Annotated in this window: 22 protein-coding genes; 3 read left to right on the top strand and 19 right to left on the bottom strand. The window is 41.8% G+C overall.

Translation table 11 applies throughout. The annotated features are described in order from the left end of the window. Positions 1–6: 6 nt before the first annotated feature. From OMHG_RS12935 to OMHG_RS12995, 14 genes are all read right to left on the bottom strand, one after another. Complete coding sequence (locus OMHG_RS12935) at positions 7–1,290, bottom strand: extracellular solute-binding protein (protein WP_010651299.1); 1,284 nt, start codon at positions 1,288–1,290, stop codon at positions 7–9. A 108-nt stretch (positions 1,291–1,398) separates the two neighbouring features. Then, on the bottom strand, positions 1,399–2,400 hold the full coding sequence (locus tag OMHG_RS12940; protein ID WP_010651300.1) for a Gfo/Idh/MocA family protein: 1,002 nt from the start codon (positions 2,398–2,400) through the stop codon (positions 1,399–1,401). A 51-nt stretch (positions 2,401–2,451) separates the two neighbouring features. After that, positions 2,452–3,537, bottom strand: a complete 1,086-nt coding sequence (locus OMHG_RS12945; protein ID WP_010651301.1) for a Gfo/Idh/MocA family protein — start codon at positions 3,535–3,537, stop codon at positions 2,452–2,454. A 284-nt stretch (positions 3,538–3,821) separates the two neighbouring features. Beyond that, positions 3,822–5,687: an ABC transporter permease gene (locus tag OMHG_RS12950; RefSeq protein WP_010651302.1), complete on the bottom strand. Its 1,866-nt coding sequence runs from the start codon at positions 5,685–5,687 to the stop codon at positions 3,822–3,824. Next, positions 5,662–6,426, bottom strand: a complete 765-nt coding sequence (locus OMHG_RS12955; RefSeq protein ID WP_010651303.1) for an ABC transporter ATP-binding protein — start codon at positions 6,424–6,426, stop codon at positions 5,662–5,664. Before OMHG_RS12955 ends, OMHG_RS12950 begins: the two co-directional genes overlap by 26 nt. An 86-nt stretch (positions 6,427–6,512) precedes the next feature. Then, complete coding sequence (locus tag OMHG_RS12960) at positions 6,513–7,511, bottom strand: sensor histidine kinase (protein WP_010651304.1); 999 nt, start codon at positions 7,509–7,511, stop codon at positions 6,513–6,515. Beyond that, positions 7,508–8,215: a response regulator transcription factor gene (locus tag OMHG_RS12965; protein WP_010651305.1), complete on the bottom strand. Its 708-nt coding sequence runs from the start codon at positions 8,213–8,215 to the stop codon at positions 7,508–7,510. The genes OMHG_RS12960 and OMHG_RS12965 overlap by 4 nt, the downstream gene beginning before the upstream one ends. A gap of 508 nt (positions 8,216–8,723) precedes the next feature. Then, positions 8,724–9,143: a GNAT family N-acetyltransferase gene (locus tag OMHG_RS12975; protein WP_010651307.1), complete on the bottom strand. Its 420-nt coding sequence runs from the start codon at positions 9,141–9,143 to the stop codon at positions 8,724–8,726. 208 nt (positions 9,144–9,351) lie between these two features. Beyond that, positions 9,352–10,908 carry a bifunctional GNAT family N-acetyltransferase/carbon-nitrogen hydrolase family protein gene (locus OMHG_RS12980; protein WP_010651308.1) on the bottom strand — a complete coding sequence of 519 codons (1,557 nt, stop codon included), beginning with the start codon at positions 10,906–10,908 and terminating at the stop codon, positions 9,352–9,354. Positions 10,909–11,062: 154 nt separating this feature from the next. Next, positions 11,063–11,233, bottom strand: a complete 171-nt coding sequence (locus tag OMHG_RS18400) for a hypothetical protein (protein WP_154648239.1) — start codon at positions 11,231–11,233, stop codon at positions 11,063–11,065. A 69-nt stretch (positions 11,234–11,302) separates the two neighbouring features. Continuing rightward, positions 11,303–11,428 carry a hypothetical protein gene (locus OMHG_RS19255; RefSeq protein WP_261796344.1) on the bottom strand — a complete coding sequence of 42 codons (126 nt, stop codon included), beginning with the start codon at positions 11,426–11,428 and terminating at the stop codon, positions 11,303–11,305. A 155-nt stretch (positions 11,429–11,583) separates the two neighbouring features. After that, complete coding sequence (locus OMHG_RS12985) at positions 11,584–11,763, bottom strand: DUF2187 family protein (RefSeq protein WP_010651309.1); 180 nt, start codon at positions 11,761–11,763, stop codon at positions 11,584–11,586. Between the two features lie 67 nt (positions 11,764–11,830). Continuing rightward, entirely contained in the window at positions 11,831–12,520 is a 690-nt protein-coding gene (locus OMHG_RS12990; protein WP_010651310.1) for a nuclease-related domain-containing protein, read from the bottom strand. A gap of 225 nt (positions 12,521–12,745) precedes the next feature. Continuing rightward, on the bottom strand, positions 12,746–13,351 hold the full coding sequence (locus OMHG_RS12995; RefSeq protein ID WP_010651311.1) for a CueP family metal-binding protein: 606 nt from the start codon (positions 13,349–13,351) through the stop codon (positions 12,746–12,748). A gap of 617 nt (positions 13,352–13,968) precedes the next feature. On the opposite strand from OMHG_RS12995, the gene OMHG_RS13000 reads away from it, so the two are divergent. Beyond that, positions 13,969–15,426, top strand: a complete 1,458-nt coding sequence (locus tag OMHG_RS13000; protein WP_147629081.1) for a glycosyltransferase family 2 protein — start codon at positions 13,969–13,971, stop codon at positions 15,424–15,426. 117 nt (positions 15,427–15,543) lie between these two features. Here OMHG_RS13000 and OMHG_RS13005 read toward each other — a convergent pair whose 3' ends face one another. The 3 genes from OMHG_RS13005 to OMHG_RS13015 form a co-directional block, all read right to left on the bottom strand. After that, positions 15,544–16,275: an ABC transporter ATP-binding protein gene (locus tag OMHG_RS13005; protein ID WP_010651313.1), complete on the bottom strand. Its 732-nt coding sequence runs from the start codon at positions 16,273–16,275 to the stop codon at positions 15,544–15,546. Positions 16,276–16,362: 87 nt separating this feature from the next. Beyond that, positions 16,363–17,367: a FecCD family ABC transporter permease gene (locus tag OMHG_RS13010; RefSeq protein WP_010651314.1), complete on the bottom strand. Its 1,005-nt coding sequence runs from the start codon at positions 17,365–17,367 to the stop codon at positions 16,363–16,365. Between the two features lie 18 nt (positions 17,368–17,385). Further along, positions 17,386–18,504 carry an ABC transporter substrate-binding protein gene (locus tag OMHG_RS13015; RefSeq protein WP_010651315.1) on the bottom strand — a complete coding sequence of 373 codons (1,119 nt, stop codon included), beginning with the start codon at positions 18,502–18,504 and terminating at the stop codon, positions 17,386–17,388. A 216-nt stretch (positions 18,505–18,720) separates the two neighbouring features. On the opposite strand from OMHG_RS13015, the gene OMHG_RS13020 reads away from it, so the two are divergent. Both OMHG_RS13020 and OMHG_RS13025 read left to right on the top strand, forming a co-directional pair. Continuing rightward, a complete protein-coding gene (locus tag OMHG_RS13020) occupies positions 18,721–19,362 on the top strand; it encodes a hypothetical protein (protein ID WP_010651316.1) in 642 nt (213 codons plus the stop codon). After that, entirely contained in the window at positions 19,359–19,964 is a 606-nt protein-coding gene (locus tag OMHG_RS13025) for a type 1 glutamine amidotransferase family protein (RefSeq protein WP_010651317.1), read from the top strand. Before OMHG_RS13020 ends, OMHG_RS13025 begins: the two co-directional genes overlap by 4 nt. A gap of 248 nt (positions 19,965–20,212) precedes the next feature. Here the strand turns inward: OMHG_RS13025 and OMHG_RS13030 are convergent, their stop codons facing one another. Both OMHG_RS13030 and OMHG_RS19260 read right to left on the bottom strand, forming a co-directional pair. Next, positions 20,213–20,530, bottom strand: coding sequence for an iron-sulfur cluster biosynthesis family protein (locus OMHG_RS13030; protein ID WP_010651318.1), 318 nt, complete (start codon positions 20,528–20,530; stop codon positions 20,213–20,215). A gap of 67 nt (positions 20,531–20,597) precedes the next feature. Continuing rightward, positions 20,598–20,720 (bottom strand): hypothetical protein, encoded by a 123-nt coding sequence (locus OMHG_RS19260; RefSeq protein ID WP_261796345.1) that lies wholly within the window; start codon positions 20,718–20,720, stop codon positions 20,598–20,600. Positions 20,721–20,782 lie beyond the last annotated feature (62 nt).

Here is a 20,782-nt window from a genome sequence, read left to right on the forward strand (position 1 = left end):
TCATCCTTATTCCTTATTTACAACTTCCCAAGCATCATCCACTGCTTCTTCCGGCTCCTTATTTCCGGAAATAACATCAGAAATTGCAATTTGCATCTCGTTGGAAATCTCAGGATAATATTCCGATCCAGGTCGTATACGCGCATAGCCATCAAGCATTTCTTTGTATACGTCACTGAATTTGGTACCTTCATAGTGTTCAGAGTCATAAACGGAGGATCTTGCAGGCAAACCACCATACACAGATGCAAATTTACCCATACCTTCTTCACTTGTAAAGGTTCTGTAAACCAGGTCAAAAGCGGCCTCCTTTTTCTCAGGATCATCGGTAAAGATACCCCAAACCCATCCACCAGCAGTCGTTGTTTTTTCACCATTTTCAAGAGTAGGCACTGGAGCAATATCCCACTTTTCGAATTCTTCTTCACTTAATGTATCCTTCAACGTTGCCTCTTGCCAGTTACCACCAATAAACATAGCAATATTCCCGGCAGCAATTTCTTCATTTTGGTCATTTTCACTACCATAACCTGCTACTCGTTGCGGGAGTACTCCTTCTTTGACAGCATTTTGTACCGTTTCCAAAACTTCAATCATAATATCTCTATTTTTACCTTCACCAAAGACAGGATTCCCATCATCATCGACTAACTCGCCACCCTTTCCCCAGAACAGCGGCCATAATGTCGTTACAGAGGTTCCTTCCCCTCTTCCTCCAGGTGTCGTTATGCCATCATACCCTTTTTCTTTTAATTCTTTGCCAATCTCGATAATCTCTTCCCATGTCTGTGGAGGTTCAGGAACCAATTCCTTATTGTAGAATAGCACTCTAGTATCTGTAGTCATATATAAGCCATAGACTTTACCATCTGGACCAGTAATCACATCCTGTGCAAACGATAAGAAGTCATCAGGTTCCATTCCCTTTTCTTCCATTAGGTCATCAAGCGGTTGTAAGTATTCGGTATATTGAGGAAACAGATAAGAGTCGATAACTGCAAGATCAGGCGCTCTGCCCTGGTTAGCTTGCTCTAATAATTTCGACATTGCCTCTGCTATGTTTGTAGACTGTATCTGTGTGTTTAGTTTTATTCCTGGGTAATCGCTTTCAAAATCTTCCACCATACCAGAGATATACTCTGCAGCGGCAGTTGTAGAAGATTGCGGAGAATAACCTGAAGATGTATACCAGCTCAACTCTTTACTTTCCGCATTCGTAGAGTTATCAGATTGACAGCCTGCGAGGAAGGCAGTTGCTAACAAAAAGATAAAGATCATATACTTTTTCATTTTCCCAGCTCCTCTTATTATAGTTGGGATTATAAACACAACCCCATTAATAACCTAATCGCTTTTACACCAGCTCTATGATGATCCTAACTATCCCTCTCCTGTCAGCTACTTGTTGTTAACGCTTATCCAGCATCCTTCTTGATTTGATTTTGCTGCTATTTCGTTAATCAGAGTTAGATTCATAACATCGGATCGCCCAATAGTCGGGGTAGTTCTATCTAGAATTGCCGACACCCATTGTTCCATCGGCAATGGCAGATCTTCTAAGGAGGTATCAGGAGTTGACCATTCACTTCTACTTGATAAATTGCTATTTATGCGGATCTGCTTGTCTTCGATTAGTAAGGTTCCCTCTGTTCCGTAAAGTTCCAATTGGAATGGACTCCCTTGAGAAAGGAAACTTGTCTCAATAATGCCCATTGCGCCAGATTCATACTCCAATAAGACGACTGCATTATCATCCACTCCCAGATTGTTCGTATGATGCATCCGGGCAGCGAGTTGCTTCACTTTCCCTGCTAATCGATTGGTTAAATATATCGGATGGGCACCAAGATCGATTAATGAACCGCCTCCGCATTGCTCCTCATCAAAGAATCGTTCCGGCAACCAACCTTCACTTTTTTCCGGACTTGCTACAGCGCCATTATGTGCAAGACGGCAACGGATTGTTGTAAGTTTGCCTATCCAACCATTATCTATTACGTTTTGTGCATATAAGTAATAACCTTCTGTCAGTCTTGGTAGCGAAACCATTAATTCAACTCCATATTGATCTACCGTTTCATAAATTTCCTCGCACTCTTTGACCGAAAAAGCTAAGACCTTTTCAGTAAAAATATGTTTTCCGCTCCTTGCTGCCGTCAGAATCACTTCTTTGTGCAAATTCGTAGGCGTGCTGACAGCCACAGCATCGATTGATGGGTTTGCCATGACATCTTGAAGATCATCAACAAATGGTACTTCCAATTCCTTTGCCCACTTTTTGCCTCTCTCCGCATTTTCATCCCATACAAGCTGTATAGCTAGATTGTCATTATTCTGAATCTGCCGTGCGTAATCATCTGCATGTACATGCCATCTGCTTAGTAATGCAACATTAATCAATGAAAGGCCTCCTAAAAATTATTTATAGTACCAATGCTTGCCACCCGCGAACTAGTGATCAAAATAAACAGCTTTACCCGTTCGCGCAGACTCATAGATTGCCTCTAAAATTTGTGTCACAACGAGTGCTTCGCTTGGCTTGACCACCGGATCCGCTTCATTTAAGATACTCTCAATCCACATTCTCGCTTCAACATCTGGATCGCTTTCGGATTTCCCATCATAAAAAGCGACTCCCCCATTATCCAGTTCTATATTTTGCGTATATAATTTACCAAAGCTTTCTCCATTAATGCGCAACCCATTTTTCATGTCTGCGCCACTTTTAGTTCCACTAAGGGAACACTTTGCCTCATCTACGTCTAGCGAATTCAAGGCCCAGCTGGATTCAAGAACAATGGTCGCACCGTTTTCCATCGTTATAAAACCGAAGGCAGAATCTTCCACCGTGAATTTCTTTGGATCCCAAGGTCCCCAAGCGTTCGCCGAATTTTCATTTTTTCCTAGTTTATGATAGATTGTTCCCATTACTGATTTTGGTTTATAATTATTCATCATCCATAGTGTCAGATCCAATGCATGTGTACCTATATCTATTAGTGGCCCGCCACCCTGTTTTTCTTCATCCAGAAACACTCCCCAGGTAGGTACTGCTCTCCGCCTTATGGCATGTGCCTTAGCATAATAAATTTCTCCCAAATCACCCCGCTTACACAGATTATGTAAGTACTGACTGTCTGGTCTGAATCTGTTATTATAGCCGATTGTTAATTTTTGGCCAGTTCGTTCAGCCGCTTCTACCATTTGCCTAGCTTCCTCTGTTGATATTGCCATCGGTTTCTCACACATCACATGTTTGCCGGATTCCAATGCAGCAACCGAGATTTCCATATGGGAAATATTAGGTGTGCAAACATGGACAACATCAATCGATTTGTCCTGCAGCAATTCCTTATAGTCCGCATACGTCTTCGCATCTGCACCCCCATACTCCTTTGCTGCTTTTTCCGCTCTTTCAATTACAATGTCACAAAAAGCTGAAATTTCGACTTGCTCTAGTTTGCTGAGACTTGGAAGATGCTTCCCATTTGCAATTCCCCCGCAACCAATGATTGCTATTTTGAGCTTATCTTTCATAGAATCCCCTCCAATGAAAACGATTACATTTGTCCTCATTTTAACTTATTCAACATCATTGTCAATAGTTTTTTAATTATTTAGTAATTTTAGTTAACTTTTACCGGTTAAAAATCCTTATATTCGCTTCCTCTGCTCTTAACGATTTTTTATGTAATCGATTACCTGAAGCAAAACTTTCAAATGCTCAAAATAACCGCTGCCCCATTAAAAATTCCCTTTCCCTCTCCGTCAAATCAAATAAAAAAGTGCAAATCCCCTAAAGGAAATGCACCATGAAAACACTATTGAATCGCCGCTCTTATTTGTTTCGTATAGAAGAAACGGACGATGATAAAGTAGACAATCTGAATGATGAAAAATACGCCTAGGACGACAACAGATTCTGTTAACAGATTATAGGAAAACAGATTCGCTAATGCCGTAAGCGCAACGGCCCCGTGAAAGAGTGCCACAGCAATTGGCGCGAAGAAAAGGATTGCCGTCTGTCTGCTGAGCACTTTTTTCAGTTCTTTTTCACTCAGACCCATTTTGGCAATGGAATGGAACTTCTGCTTATCTTCATCCAGATCCGTATAAAGACGGAAATAAAGAAAGCTGCCGGCAGATACAAAGAATACAATTCCGATAAACAGTCCGACAAATAGGATTGGTCCATAAGCTTTATTTGTTTTATACACCTGATACTCCCCGGACATAAATTTATATGGAGTAAGTTCCTTAGATAGCTTTTCAGACGCTGTCAGGACCGCGTTTTTTCCACTGACAGCCTGCCAAGCATGATAATGCATTTCATCGACTGCAGCCGGAAGCTCAGCATAATCATTATCGGAGACAACATAATAGGAATCGGTTGCCGGCAGTGCCCTTGAATAAATGATTTCTTCCGTTTTCAAAACTGTACCAGAATCGAGCTCAATTGATTGGTTCATCAATTCGTCTGTTTGTCCGAAAGAAAAACCATCATATTCCACAATCACCGCCTGTCCGTCCTGAATATCGATAATATCGTCGTCAATCAGCCCAGCAAATTGATTATAAACAGACTCCTTAGCAATCAGAACTCTATCTCGTGCAATACCATAATATTGAAGATCCGCCTGTGCGGTCAGTGTCTCGATATTTTCCTCCTGCAGGGTCTCATTAATGATGGCAATGTCCTTTTCGACCTCACCTTCAGTTGAGCTATAGGTGAATGTATTGGGATTGGTTATTTTTGTCGATGACGTTAAATAGGATTGCAATCCAAACAATGACCCGATAGCACAAAAAGCTACAGTCGAAATCACTGCCACCAAAAAGAATGTTCGTGCGTTGTCCTTCATTCGAAAAGAGAGATCCGAGAACAGGAGCAAATTCGTATTTTTCCAGAAGAATGTTTCATTCCGCTTCAGTCTGCGGATGATAAAGACACTCAATTGCGTAAACAGCAGATAGGTTCCAATGATAACGACAACGATGACAGGCAGCATAACTACCATCACTTGAATTCCCTCTGCAAGCAAAGCGGCTGCATATCCTACTGCAAGCAAAAGCAGAGCAAGTACAGTCAAAAAGATATTTGCCTTTGGCTCACCCTTTGATTTCTTGTTTCCTTTGATTAAATCAATCAGTTTTCTGCTGCGCAGGATGTAGGAAACAAAAATGGAAATAAAGAAAAATAAAACAATAAAGGATACAAATGTCAGTAAGATTGCCTCCATTGGAAGGTAAAAATTCAGCTTATTGTCAATGACCAGGATATTCTCAGCAAGCAACAGAATTCCTTTGGCAGATACCAAACCGAACAGAATTCCTCCCACTGTGGCAAAAAAGCCAATCAGCATATTTTCCAGAAACACCATGGAACGGATCTGTCTCATTGTCATGCCCTGCATCATCAGCAATCCGAATTCTTTTTTACGGGACTGCAGAAACGAGCTCATCGAATAGAGCACAAAGAAAAAGGAAAAGACATAAATGATTCCCGCAGAAATATTCATCCCATTCTGGACATTCCCATTCATGTCATCAGCTGTCAGCACCGGATGGAAAGCAAATATGGAAAACGTAAAGAACACCATTACCGTAAACATACTGCTTAGGAAATATGCTGCATACAACCTTTTATTCCGTGTAACATTGTTAAACGCGAACCTGCGAAAGGTCATTTCCGTCCCCTCCCAATAAAGAAAGTGTATCAATGATTTTCTGGAAGAATGCCTGACGGTTATCACCGCGATGTATCTCGGAATAGAATTTGCCGTCTCGGATAAAGACTACGCGATTGCAATAGCTTGCGGCCTGCGGATCATGCGTTACCAGCATCATCGTTGCATCCTCTTTCTTATTGATGGATTCAAGCATTCCCATAACGTCCTTTGACGACTTTGAATCGAGATTCCCTGTCGGTTCATCTGCAAGAACTAGCTTCGGGCTGTGAATCATTGCTCTTGCAACCGCCACTCTTTGGGCCTGGCCACCGGAAATTTCATAAGTACGTTTCTTTAAAATATCTGCAATCCCCAATTTGGCCGCAATCTCTTGTACCTTTTGTTTCATTACCTTCACTTTCTTTCCATCAAGCGTAAGTGGAAGTACGATATTTTCTTCAACTGTTAATGTATGGAGTAAATTAAAGTCTTGGAAAACAAAACCCAGTTCCCGGCGACGAAATTTGGCAAGATCATCTTTTCGCAGTTGATGTGGATTGCTCCCATCGATCAGAATTTGCCCCGTCGTTGGTTCGTCAATTGTCGCAATCATATTGAGCAGCGTTGTTTTTCCACTTCCGGATGGCCCCATGATTCCGACAAACTCCCCGTCTTCAATCGTCAAATCGATATCTGTCAATGCCCGATATGCAATTTTGCCCTCATAAATCTTACTTACCTGTTTAACCTGTAACATCACATGATCTCCTCTCAATATTTGATCTGTGAATTAAGTTTATCTCCTGTTCCCCATTCGATAAATCGATTTTGCTTTCATGAACCTTACACCTTTGTAAGGTTCTGTGTGGAAGCGAAGATAATCTTTACCGATGTACCTTGACCCACCTGTGAATTGAGCTCAATTCTATGTCCGAGATGTTCAGCTGCTTTCTTTGTCAAATATAGCCCCATGCCAGTAGATTCCCGGTAATTACGCCCATTTTCACCTGTATAAAACGGGGCAAAAACGCGTTTTTTATCCGTCTCAGGGATGCCAACTCCGTTATCAGATACTTCGAGGACAGCCTGCCCATCTTTTTCAAACAGCTTCAGAAGAATTCGATCGCTGATTCCCGCTGAATATTTCACCGCGTTATTAATCAGCTGGGATATCATAAAGAATAACCACTTCTCATCTGTTTCGACAGTTAGATCTTTATCCAATTGAAGCTTCGGATAGACCCGGTTTCTTATGTAAAATCTTTTATTTTCTCCATTCACCTCATGGATAATCTTGGATAAATCGACCGGTTTGATATGAAAGTCCTGTTCAACCGAGCGCAGACGTGCCATGTAAAGGATCGTGTTCAGCCCTGTCTTCATCCGGTCAGTCTCTTCCCGAATATTGGAAGAATCCGGTTCATCCAAATTCTGCGCAGCAAGCTCAATTACAGATAACGGCGTCTTCATCTGATGAACCCACTGATCCATAAATTCCAAATGCTGTTCCTGTCCATGCTCCAATTGCTTCAATTTGTTTTGATAAAGCTTATACTGGTCGATCAGCAGCTGGTCTAGCGCCTCTGAGATAGGTGCCTGTTCTGTCCTCCGAAAGGAATCGTCCAGGCTCTCAAGTGGACTGCAGAGCCGCTTATAAAAATGATATCGGCTGTAGTAGTTGTAGAAAAGGTAGCATAGCAGGATGAATAGACCTAGAAACACGGCATAAAGACCCGTTCGATGGTCATGGTAGCCATCAAGCCAGTAAATTGAAAATATAATGGCAAATTGGATAACCTGCATGGTTATAAGCAAGATATGCTCTCTAAGAAATAGCTTCATCCCTCATCCTCCTCTGACCATGTAACAGACAGACGATAACCGGCACCCCTTACCGTTTCGATCGCACCTTTAATGCCAATACTCTCCATTTTTTTCCTGACTCTTGTTATATTGACGTTCAATGTATTCTCATCTACATATACATGCTCATCCCACAGTTTTTCCAGCAGGTCCTCCCGACCGGCGACACGCGGGTAGCGTTCCATCAGAACTTCTATGGTATCTGTTTCTTTCTTCGATAATGCAGCAGTATTCCCTCCGAATGACAGTTCCATTCTTTCCGGATACAATCTGAGATTCTCTATTTCCAGAATACGCTCCTCGACCTTAGAGGCGTATTCCCCATATGCACGACGGAGCTGACTCCGTATTTTGGCAAGCACAATCTCAGGATGGAATGGCTTAGTGATAAAATCATCCCCACCATTTTCCAATGCCATAATCTGATCCATCTCACCAATTCTCGCGGAGATAAAGATAACCGGACAGATCGACTCCTTCCTAATCTGCCGGCACCAATAATAGCCATCATAGCTTGGCAGATTGATATCAAGCAGAACAAGATCTGGTTTGGTCTTATGGAATTCATCAATGACCCTATCAAATGCAGCAACTTTTACCGCTACATATCCATACTTCTCGATATAGGACTGCAAATGCTCTGCAATTTTCGGATCATCTTCTACAATCATAATTTTTTGCACACCGCCATCTCCTCTCACAGATTTGATTATGACATAGACGGAAAAGATACACAAAAAACGAATACACAGCCGGAGACTCCGCGGGATTGGGGTTTGGGAGGGTGATAGGATGAGGTGTAGTTTCGCGGAGGGCGCGATTGGCGGGATTCCGCGGTTTTGGATGGGTATTCCGCGGTTTTTTCGTTTTTTCCGCGGTTCTGCTCTTTTTTCCGCGGTTTTCCTGATTATTCCGCGTTATTGGCGGTTTTTTCCGCGATTCGTCTTATTTCGCTCTGCACAGCAACGTGCTTAGCCGCGATTCCGCGCTTTTCCTGGTTATTCCGCTCTTTTCCTGATTATTCCGCGATATTGGCGGTTTTTTCCGCGCTTTTTCCGATTTTTCCGCGATTCTGCTCTTTTTTCCGCGCTTTCCCCAGTTTTTCCGCGCTTTCACCTCTAGATTCCGTACTATTCAAAATCACAAGAAAGGCCTCAAATCCTTAGCAGGAAATGGGCCTTTTCGGCGGAACTATTCAAATCTTTTCTGCAGGAAGTATTGGCTAAATCCCTCTGGGTGGTTCTCGAGCATTCCGAATACCTCATAGCCATTTTTCTTATAGAATTCTGGAGCTTGGAAGCTGAATGTATCCAGCCAAATCAAGCGACATCCATTATGTATGGCAAATTCTTCCATCTTTTTCAACAGCTTACTTCCATAACCCTCTTTCCGAACTTTTTCATCGACCCACAAAAAGTTAACTTTTAGATGATGCCAGTACATATTGCCTGTAATACCACCTACGATTTCTCCGTTATTATTTTTTAGGACAAAGTTTATATCTTCATTCGGTGTTTTGATGTGATCCGGAACTTGCTGCATGTTATACGCAATTAAGCTCTTTCGGATAAACTCACTATCTTCCTGTTTCCCTTGTTGAATGACGTTCAATTCTCTATCTCCTTTCACCCACTCACTATTTAACTCCAGCTGCTTTCACTTAATTACTTCGATACACATATCACTAATTCCTGCTTGTACTTTTAATAGCAGCGACGAACTCATTTCTTTTTCACAATTCAAATAGGACCCGCATAGCGCGGAGCCTAGTATGATTAGAAGTTAATCTTTCCCTTTTCACCCATCTTTAAAAGTAGCCTTACTTTACTTCCGTCTTGATATTTTTATAGTTGACTTCAAATAAATCTCTGCGCCGATCCCGTAATTGTCTTACCGTACCGGATCTTCTCTGGCGTCTCAGGATTTCCAGATCGACATCCCCGACAACAGCTGTTTCTATATTGGCATTGCATTCCCCGACAATACCGTCACGGGCAAATTCAAAATCGGAAGGGGTAAATATTCCCGATTGCGCGTATTGAATATCCATGTTTTCTACCTGTGTCAGGTTACCCACCGTTCCTGCAATAACGGTGTACACCTGATTTTCCACCGCACGGGCTTGAGCGCAGTATCTAACTCTTAAATAGCCTTGTCTGTCATCTGTACAGAATGGTACAAAAATAATATTTGCCCCCTGATCAACCGCATACCGTGTAAGTTCCGGGAATTGAATATCGTAGCAGATCTGAATCGCGATTTTACCGCAATCCGTATCGAATACTTTTACTGTATCGCCTGGCTGTATTCCCCACCATTTCTTCTCATTTGGGGTAACATGGATCTTATATTGCTTTTCAATCGTTCCATCTCTGCGGAAAAGGTAGGCAATATTGTATATGTGGTCCTCTTCCTCGACAAAGTGGGATCCGCCGATGATGTTTACGTTATATTTCACTGCCAGGTTTGTGAAAAGTTCGATATAGTCCTCTGTGTATTCTGCAAGCTTGCGGACAGATTTGGAAGGAACCTTTTCCTCTAGAAATGACATCAGCTGTGTTGTGAATATCTCAGGAAATACGGCAAAATCAGAGCCGAAATCATAGGCCACATCCACATAGTATTCCACTTGCTTGGCAAACTCCTCAAACGACTCAATGTTTTTCATCATGTATTGAATCACTGTTATTCGTACCGGATATGCTGTCTTATAATGGCGTTTGGTCTTTGCATGGTACTCAATATTATTCCATTCCATTAAAGTCGCATACGCCAGTGACTTATCATCGTCCGGCAGATACCCCGGATTAATCCGCATTACGGTAAACCCATTCATAATCTGGAACGTCAATACCGGGTCATAAATATTCTGGAAGCTTACTTCCTCCACATATTCCCGTGGCGTATACTTATCTTTAAATTTATGATAATTCGGAATTCGTCCGCCGATGATGATGCTTTTCAGATTCAATTCCCTGGCCAGTTCCTTTCTGGCCTCATAAAGTCTTTTGCCAATCTTCATTTGCCGAAATTCCGGATCGACCATGACTTCAATACCATAGAGATTATAACCTTCTGGGTCATGATTGGTAATATAGCCTTCATCGGTAATGTCATCCCAGGTATGTCTGTCATCATACTCATCAAAATTGACAATCAGACTGGAGCAGCTTCCAATGATCCTGCCATCATATTCAACACAAAATTGCCCTTCCGGAAAAATAGCCAAATGACTTTCCAGATGCTCTCTTTTCCAGGGATCCATATCCGGAAAGCAGACCTTTTGCATGTCCAGTATCTGGTCAATATCATCCAACGTTATATTCCTGACTTCAAGCTTATGTTCAAAATTCGATAAATCCAATTTTCTCGACATATATTCTGTTCCTTCCTTTATCTGCCATCATTAATAGGCAAATCGATAACCGCTATGTAAGGATATTTTTGCGGTTTCACTTCTTCTTTTTAATTCCCCTTTTTTAGAGATATTAATCTTCGGCTGAATTCTGTTGTTTTTGATGAATGACCTATTAGCCGCTACATAAGTACATCGGTAATTTACGATTCCGGTTATGGCTTTTTGGCGGCTGCTCTGTTATCCCCTTGTCCAATGGGCGGACAGAACCTGGGCATGCTCCATCGGTACAGTATGCAGTGCCATATTTAGCGTGTTCCCTGTTATGTAGCCCTGTCTTCTCCATAAAAAAACACCTCTCCTTTATGTAAACTTACATAAGAGAGGTTCTTGCTTTCAGCTAATATAAACCAAATCATTTTTTTACCGGTGTACATACCGCATACAGACTTTCTGTTGAATCGGATATATTTACTTCAATTACTTCATATCCGCCCGTCTTTATGCCTTCTGCTATTGTTTTTGATCGGCTTTCAGTCATCGAGATTCTTCCTTTCCTGCTATTTTTCTTTGCTTCTCACACAGAAGCTAATATATGCAGGAAAGGGATAAATGTGCATGACTTTTTCATTAAAAATCAGCTTAAACTTTACATTTCATAACGCCTGACCCGATTGAATTGGGAGTTAGATTCCTTTAGAGAATATTATAGTTTTTATGTGCCACTACGGTTTTATTGCCTTCAAATACTAAATCTGTGGAATTCTCTGTTATTTCAACGATTACAGAATTGGTGTTGACCTTTTCTACAATTCCTTTAATCCCTGATTTGAAATAAATTTCATCGCCAACGTCCGCAAACTTCTCTGAACTCAATAGATCCCCCACCTTTATTTAATATTTCTATACTCATTTCTTATTATGATATATGAAAATGTGAAATTTATAAAGTCTTTTGACTATTACGTTTTAACTTCTCAATGTGCTGCCGCCTTATTGCCGGATCGGTTATTGCCGCAGCAGCGAATATTCCGTGAATATGGTTGATATCCGCTTCATTGAGAATCGGTTCGGCATACTTGAGCTTAAGCAATGCCACCTTTCGAAGGATGGACTCGGTCAGATAGAGATCGTAAATGACCAATTCATCCGATTTAATGTCTCTAAGATCCATATCAATCTTCAACCTGCAGCGCTTTGTAAATGATACAATCGATTGGAAATGCGGGCGAAATCGCTTATGTAATAAATTTTTCAATGCCTGGATATGGCCATAATTTTGCAGGACCGGATTCATCATTTTGAACTTACCATTGACGAGCCAAGTTTTTCGCTCTTTTCCGCCATAAATGGTCCCTTGGAAATTTTTCGTCTCGATTACAAAAATACCATACGGTGTGATGACCACATGATCAATCTGAGAATAGCCTGAGGCAGATTTTGGATTGGCTATCAATAGATCATTCAGATGCCGGTATTCCTTTGGAAGCTGTGACAGCTGGATTGCTACCTTGTATTCTCCTGTCTCTCCTTTCCTTACAGCAGTATATTCATCACTTTTCTTTTTATGTACTGTCTCTTTCGCCTTTGGTTCTTCTTTTTTGACTTTGAATAGATTCCGCAAAGCAAGCATAGTGGCACTCCTTCTATCTTTATCTATTTATTTTATCGGTTAGGTTTCTTAAAAATTTAGGCTAAGAGAACTATTTAATTATATTTTCTGGACTTTTTGCAGGCAGTTGATGGAATTCCTGGGAATAAATATTTAGTCCTCGTTCCTATAACATTCCGTCCGTCTGGCAACCCTTTGCAAAATTTGTTGCAGCATAAAAAAAGCGCCATTGATTGGCGCTTCCCACTACATCAGCTGCATGGTTGTTATGCAGGTATTGTCACCTTCAAAGGTAGAAAGCTCAGATTCTGCTTTTTTTCCATTGTGGCTGATTGTTATATGATAGGTTTCATTACGCGGCAGCCATAGATCGATAAATCCATTGGAGAAAGATTCCATAGCTTCATCCACGATGACATTTCCTTCCGTATCTTCAATATATACGTCGAATTCTTCCTCGATCATTTCTCCCTGGCAGCCGGTCAGGCTGTGGACAGCACAAGGATGGCTCGTTTCGACAAACGGTGCTATCGAGACAAAGAAATCATCCTCCGGCAAATCATAGCTTACATCTTTTCCTTCACTCGTAACAACAAGTTCTTCTGAATTGATGGATGCTGCCTCAGCTGTCAATTTGTCGGTACTGTAATCATTTACTATTTGCCTAATGTCCTGTTGCTCATTTTCCTCGGCAGCATTGCTTTCACCAACTACAGTAAAGACATATATTGCCAGCAGCACAACAACGACTGCAATTGCAAATAAGAATATTTTCTTTTTTTCTTTCTTTTCATATTGACCAGCTCCTGTCTGACTCGGTGATATTTCGGGTGACCTGTCGTCGTCTGACATTTACTTAGATAAGTCCCCATTCCTTTCCTATACCCCATATGGAATTCCATAATCGCAAATAGAGATAAGGAAGGACAGCCCATTATATGGCATCTCCATTGTAGCACGGCAACGAAACAGATACGAAATCGAATGGTCAGGACCAAGAACAGACTTCCATAAATTTCTGCAAATAGGGATACACTCCGCCGACTATTACTATTCGCTCCTACCGAAGGCATTATTCTTTGTCTTAGAAATTAGGCAAGCAATCGATGGCTATTTGCGGTATTTATCGGAATTAGGAGACTTCCTGTTCTTCCTTCGTCAGAAAGTCGACATTGTTAGATACAGCTTTTGATGACATTTAGCAATATCATATTCATTTACTGAAAATACGCTAAATTTTTAGATAAATGTATTTACAAATATAGATGACGGTAGTAATATAAGAAAAACGATTCTTAATAAAGAACAAATGAATCTTTATTAAGTAAATATTGATGGATTGGGAGGGTAAATAATTGACGGAGACCATTAATGTCGAAACGAGGAAGCAATCAAGACTACACGGTTATGAAAATAATCGATTGCTAAAGGATAACCTGATGGGTATGACCGGTATTAAGAAATCTTATATGAAGCCAAGGATTGCTGTATTTATACCAGCACATAATGAAGAAAATTCGATACAGGATTGTCTTGGCGGGCTGCATGATCAAGTCCTTCCAAAGGATGTGGAGCTTGATGTATTTGTCATCGCAGATAATTGTACAGACCGCACGGAAGAAAGAGCAATAGAAGCTGCCGAATTGTATAATCTGAGCGTAGTAGTTTTAACAACCGAAAATAACAAGCAGCGAAAAGTCGGCGCCTTGAATACGGCCTGGAAAAGCATAAATGGAGATCATCTGGATATTTATTTCAGGGAATTGTCCCACACCCAGCAAATCTATAAAGAATCGATTAAAGCAATACTTGGAATGGATGCTGACAGCAGACTTGCCCCCAACGCCTTGATCCATATGTGGGAAGGATTGATGAGCGCCAGGAATATTGGCGGTGTAATGGCAAAATACACGATGAGATTTCCCAAGAAAAAAAGCCTAATTGCCAAGGATGACGTTCACTACGAAGAGAAAATAAAAAGCGGAGAGTATGGCGGTCCGATTTCCCGCTGGTGGACACATCAGCAGAAACAGGATATGGCAAGCTGGATATTGGATCTGCAATACCATGGCGGGAGTACCTATGTGCTTGGAGGGCAGGCGACATTATTCCGTCCGGAGGCACTGCAGGATATTATAGATGAAAACAAGTTGGATGGACCATGGCAGGATGACAGTGATGTGGAAGATATGCTGCTGACCTGGCAGTTACAGAAATCAAACTGGAAGACATTGGTCAGCCCAGAGGCAAGATGCTTCGTAGACTCGATGCGATCTTATCATACTTTCAGACAGCAACGGAACAAGTGGAAATCGGGAACTGTCGACTTGCTTACAAATAGTGATATCGGCGTAAAAACAAGACATAATGGGAAATTATGGCGGTCAGAGGCTAAAACGTTCATGGAACTCGGAGTACGCGTCCTTTTTGTTCTGCTCTTGACGATTGCACTGGCAACAGATCAATTCTATTGGAACTGGCTCTGGATCACCCCGATTGCTTTGGCATCATTACTTAATATCATCCTCGCGATTAAAACACCGATGCATCGGCCGATTGATGTCATTATGGCAGGGCTGCTGATCAGCCCGGAAGTCTATTTATGGGTCAACCTAATGTCAGCCATCCAAGTATGGCTGGATAAACTATCCGCCCATAAAAAAGATGGATGGGCGAACCAGTATCAGGCAGAAAGCGGGAAAACAAACAGTAAACTAATACCAGGTATACTGCTTGGCATTATTGTCATCTCCGCCATTGCATATCTCTGTATCAATTACCGGGAATTTTTGACATCAGAACCAATTCAGATGGCAATTCAGCCGTATTTAATGGCAGGATGGGTCTTATTGACTGTACTGACCATCTTCGCTTCACTCGTCATGGTCTACCAAATATGGACATTGAGAGCCAGATACACAGCCTAGCATTTCTGCACTTAGCAGGAATGCTTTTTTACTTCTTAGCTGTACTGGTGAACATCTATTTTACGCTTTAATAAGCACTATTCATTACCGTTTTTCTGGGCATTTCAACAGCATTATTTATGAATCCTGCCTGCCAAAATATTCGGGAACCATCGTTTCAAATACTTTGCCATCCTTTATATGACGAAGTCGCTTCACCTCAATCTGGAAGTATTTCAATACATTCTCTTCTGTTACGATTTCAGATACCGGCCCGGTAATGACAGGTCGGTCCTTGGCAACCAGCAATGTCCTGGCACCGAAATAGTATGCATGATTGGCATAATGGGTGTTGATCACACAAGTTAATCCCTTTTCTTTGACCAGCTTTTGAATCGTTTGCAGAATAATCTTTTGCTTATTCATATCCAAATGTGATTCCGGTTCATCCAATACAAGGATTTTGGGATCCGCCACCAATGTCCTGGCAATCAATGCGAGCTGCAGTTCTCCACCACTAACCGTATTGCAGGATTGATAGGCTAAATGTGTAATCCCAACCAGCTCCAATGCTTCCAGAGCAAGCTGTCGGTCTGTCTTGGATGGTTGTGCGAACGGACGAATATAAATGGACCGTCCCATTGTCACAAGATCGAGAACCGAATAGCTGAATGTCATTTTGGATGCCTGTGGGACATAGCCGATCTGAGACCAAATATCCTTGGGCTTGAGCAAATCCAAGGATTTTCCATATAATAGAGTCTCTCCTTTTGTCCAATCAAGCAGTCCCATCATGCATTTCAGCAAGGTCGTCTTACCGGCACCATTTGGACCGAGTATCGAAAGAATTTGTCCCGGCTCCAGCTTCAAATTGATATCATTCGAATATAAGAATCGTTGTGTCTTACCTCTTTTTTTCCTTTTGATAGTAAAAATTACCGTCTTTGATTTCCAGAATCAACCCCAGCCACCTCCTGTTTTACGAAGTAAGTATGCAAAGAATGGAGCTCCGATTATTGCCGTCAAAATCGATAATGGAATCTCTGCAGCTATTAAGCTTCTTGACAGGTTATCGATGAACAGCAAGTATACGGCACCAATGGAAATCGATGCAGGCAGAACATATTGGTTATTGTTTCCTACAATCATGCGGGCGATATGGGGAATGATCAAGCCAACCCATCCGATAATCCCCGCTATGGAAACGGCTGCTGCTGTGATTAGTGTTGCTCCTGCAATGACCAGCCATTTCACTCTGGTTACGGAGATGCCAAGTGATTTCGCTTCTTCTTCAGAAAGCGATAAGATATTCAAACGCCACCGCAAGACGTAGAGAAGAATCATACCAAATAAAATGAGCGGACCACCAATCAGCAAATCGGAATAGCTCGCGGTACCGAGACTTCCCATAAGCCAATAGGTTATGCTCGGCAGTTTTTCCTCTGGATCTGCCATGAACTTCACCAGTGAAATCAATGCCTGAAACAGTGAACTTGTGACCACACCAGCAAGCACAAGCATATAGATTGGCATTTCCCGCTTCTTACCACCGATGAGGAAGGTAAATCCAATGGCAATAATCCCCATTCCCAATGCGATCATTTGCATGGTAAAACTGTTGCCGAACAGCAATATCCCAATCGACGCACCGAATCCGGCCCCTGCCGATACCCCTAAGATATCAGGACTGACCAGCGGATTGGAGAACATCCCCTGAAATGCGGCCCCAGCAACCGATAGCCCTCCGCCAATCAGCATCGCCAGCAGAATTCGCGGCAAGCGAAAGTTCATTACCACTGTTTCTTCCATTTCGGTCCAAGTTGATTCTATTGGAATAATTTGTGAGAGCAATATTTTTAGTTGTACGATAAAATCTATCTCAAACCGTCCAATCCCGATTGAGATCAGTCCAGCGATTGGAGGCAGTAACCAAAGCATAAGCTTCATTAATTTTGACTGCATTTGAAAGACACCTTTTGTTTAGTATTTTGCCGCTTCTGATGATGGATGTAAGATTTCCTCCACTTGCTCATCTGTTAACTCGTAGTCATAGAAACGTTCATAGTAATCTTTTATTTCATGATTTATGTCGTAGGTAAACAAATCCGGATGATTCTTCTGCGCCATCCATTTCAGCATCAATGGAGCATCCCCGCTTGGCGGGTACCAGCGATAGATGCCTAATGGCATTTTGTAGACCTTCTTGTCCTTCACCGCTTTTATTTGGCTCCAATCCTGACCTTCAAACACATTGTTATACAGGTCCTCTGGCTGTGTCTCCGTAAAGTTTGTGATGTAGATGATGTCCGGATTCCAGCTGTAGATCTGCTCCATGTTGACTGCCTTTATCCCTTCAATTTCCGCTTCCGCAACATCCGCTCCACCAGTAGAGTGCAGCCAGCGGTTACCGTGCATATTTTGTCCTGCAACAGAGATTTCGCCATCGTTATGATATTGCAGAACCATTACCCGCGGCTTCTCTTCTTCCTTTATTTTCGCTTCCGCCAGTGTTTCGTCAATCATCTCTTGACTTGCTTGTCCTTGTGCAATAATTTCTTCCGGACAATCCGTCACACCAGTGATATCTCCTGTCAGCGCTAACCATCGATTGAGTGTATCCAGTGGATTAAGGGAAGTTGTTGTGGTATCCAGCGCAACGGTATTGATCCCTGTATCCTCCAGTTTCCTGACTGTTTTCTCCTGATTTGCAATTTCAAAATAAACATCTGGATTTAAGGCTGCTAACTCCTCGACATTTACTTCTCCGTTTTTGATAAAATTCGTTTTTGCCTCAAGAATCGCAGGTGAGATATCCTTTAAAATAGAATGTGAAGCTGCATTGAATGAATTAGGATGGATTCCTGCAATCTCTTCTGTGGAATTTGTTGCAATGAACCATGTAGAGAAATATGGCAGGATGCTTCCCATTACCACTCGGTCAATCTCTTCTGGAATCTCTACCTCCCTATCCAATTCATCGACAACCATTTTCGTTTCCTCTGAAGCCTCAAGACCTGACCCGGTTTCCAGACTTTGGCAGCCGCTCAAAGTAATCGCAAGCGCTGCTGTAGATAATAAAATTCTGTATGTATGTTTCAATATATCGCTGCCCCCCTGTAATTGATAATGATTTTCACTCTCATTAAGCAATCTATAATACTTCAACATGCTTGTCAATGAAACTATTAAGTACATAAAATTATGAATTTAGGATTTATTCTAAATGTCCCCTTTTTGATTGCCCTGTTCATCATGTGTATGATAGTATTCTCTTCAATGAGAACTATTATCAATTAGAAGATAGGAGGGAATTTTATGGCACACTTGAAACCAATATTATTTTTAGATCCCGGCCACGCATTCGGCCTAGGCAATCGAACCGATCCATTTATTCAGGATAACTTTGAATTAATCGATCAGTATCGTCTGGCAGAAACCGATTTGTCCTTGTTCAAGTGCATCGTAATCCATGACTTTATCGACCAGGAATATTTATATACATACAGATCGATCATCACGGATTTTTTGGCGGAAGGGAAAATCATCATCTTCACAGGACAGCTCTTTAAAGCATGGCTGCCCGGATGTTCTTCCTTTACACCACGAGACATTCAATCTTATAAGGATTATCAGGTTTTGATTGCAAAAGACCATCCTATTTTCGCTGGCGTCCATCCGGATGACATGACATTCAAGAAAGGAATTGCGGGATTCTTTGCACGCGGAACGCATGCACCAGTACCGGCACATGCAGAAATCTTACTGACCTTCCGGGATGAAATGCCAATCACCTATATTGACCGCAATACAACCAACGGGACAATACTATGCCATTCAGGTCGGGATCTGTTTGCGTTTCGCAATCAGAACAAATCAACCGATCGGATTATCGGACAGCTTCTGCAATGGATTCATGATGAATACGAAGCACTGCAAAGGGAAGGAAAGCAGGTATGAGAAAAATTGCGGTCATCTATAGCGGGAATGCCCCGCATCACCGGACTTTTAATGAAGCAAAATATAAAAAGTACATCGAAAGTCTGATTTACTTTCCGGAATTCATGTCTGCTTCTTTAGAGGGATACGAAGTTCTGATCGTGCCTTCCCAATTAAATGAAAGGTTATTGTTAGAGGCAAAGGAAAAAATTAATGACTTTGCGGATGCAGGCGGAACCGTGGTTGCACTCGGACCACAGCCATGGTCATGGATTGCTAATCAAAAGTGGGAAGAACGCGAAACCAACTTCTGGTGGTGGCGTGAACCCGATGCGAAAAGCGGGCTTGTCTTGGCGGATCCAGATTATGATTTATTTAACTATATAACACTGTCGGATGCAACCTGGCATCAACATGGTGTCTTCTGGCCGATTGAAGGTGCACAAAAACTCATCACTACTGAAGACGGGGGATCCGTCCTGTATGTCGATAAAGTAAGCTCGAAAGGTACGTGGATTGTCACGACGCTCGACCCCGACTATCATTTCGGATCCTATTTCATGCCGGCCACTGAACGATTTCTGAACGGTTTCATACCGTGGCTCGCAAAGGGAAAAATCTAACAGAGCGGCATAAACAGGTAAGGCTATTTTAAATACAGCCTTCACAACTGATAGTAAATGCATGACAGCAAGACACATCCATGCACCACTCCACAGCACTGGGAAGCAGCTTTCCGGAGTGGACTTTCCGGAAAGCCATTTGGCAGATAACGGTAAAACTGATATTACATCTTGTAACTGAATGTTACCCTATCTTTGTTAGGAATGATTATAAAAAAATTTACAAATGTTTCCTGTCACCTAGGCAATCATCTTTTATGCTCACCAATTTTAAAAGTATACCCAAAGGTTTCCTGCCTGGACGATATCTTGTATCCCATGCCATTTTTATAATCGAGAATTATCTCTTCAGGTAAGGAATCTATTGAACTGTTTGGGACAAAGAAATGAAATCCCTTTTCTTCTATTGTAAGGTCATCTTCCTTTGCCTTTTCAATCGATAGCTCTATCTCCGTTGCGATGGCGCAGGTTCCCACAAACTCAGCAAGGATTCGAATCCCTTCATCTTCACGGAATGCGATTTCCGATAATGCTCGCACTGCCGGCTCGCGAATTTCTATTTTCATCTCCATACCTCCCTTCCATCCTGCAAATCGTTTTACACTCCATTTACCTCATCAGGTCTAATCTTAATCATTTTTCGTTCAATCTGTCCTGAAAGCTTGCAGGTAATTGGCGATAGAGCATGCCCTTATATTTGATGTCAAGCAACCCCGCTGCAGTCAGAAGTATTAAAAAGAAGAATATTTTTTTCATATGCAATAGCCTCCATCAACCATGTTTTCTTTAGTATACACCGTAATGGGGAAGGTTACTTC

The organism is Oceanobacillus massiliensis str. N'diop, assembly GCF_000285495.1.
GTDB lineage: Bacteria > Bacillota > Bacilli > Bacillales > Amphibacillaceae > Oceanobacillus > Oceanobacillus massiliensis.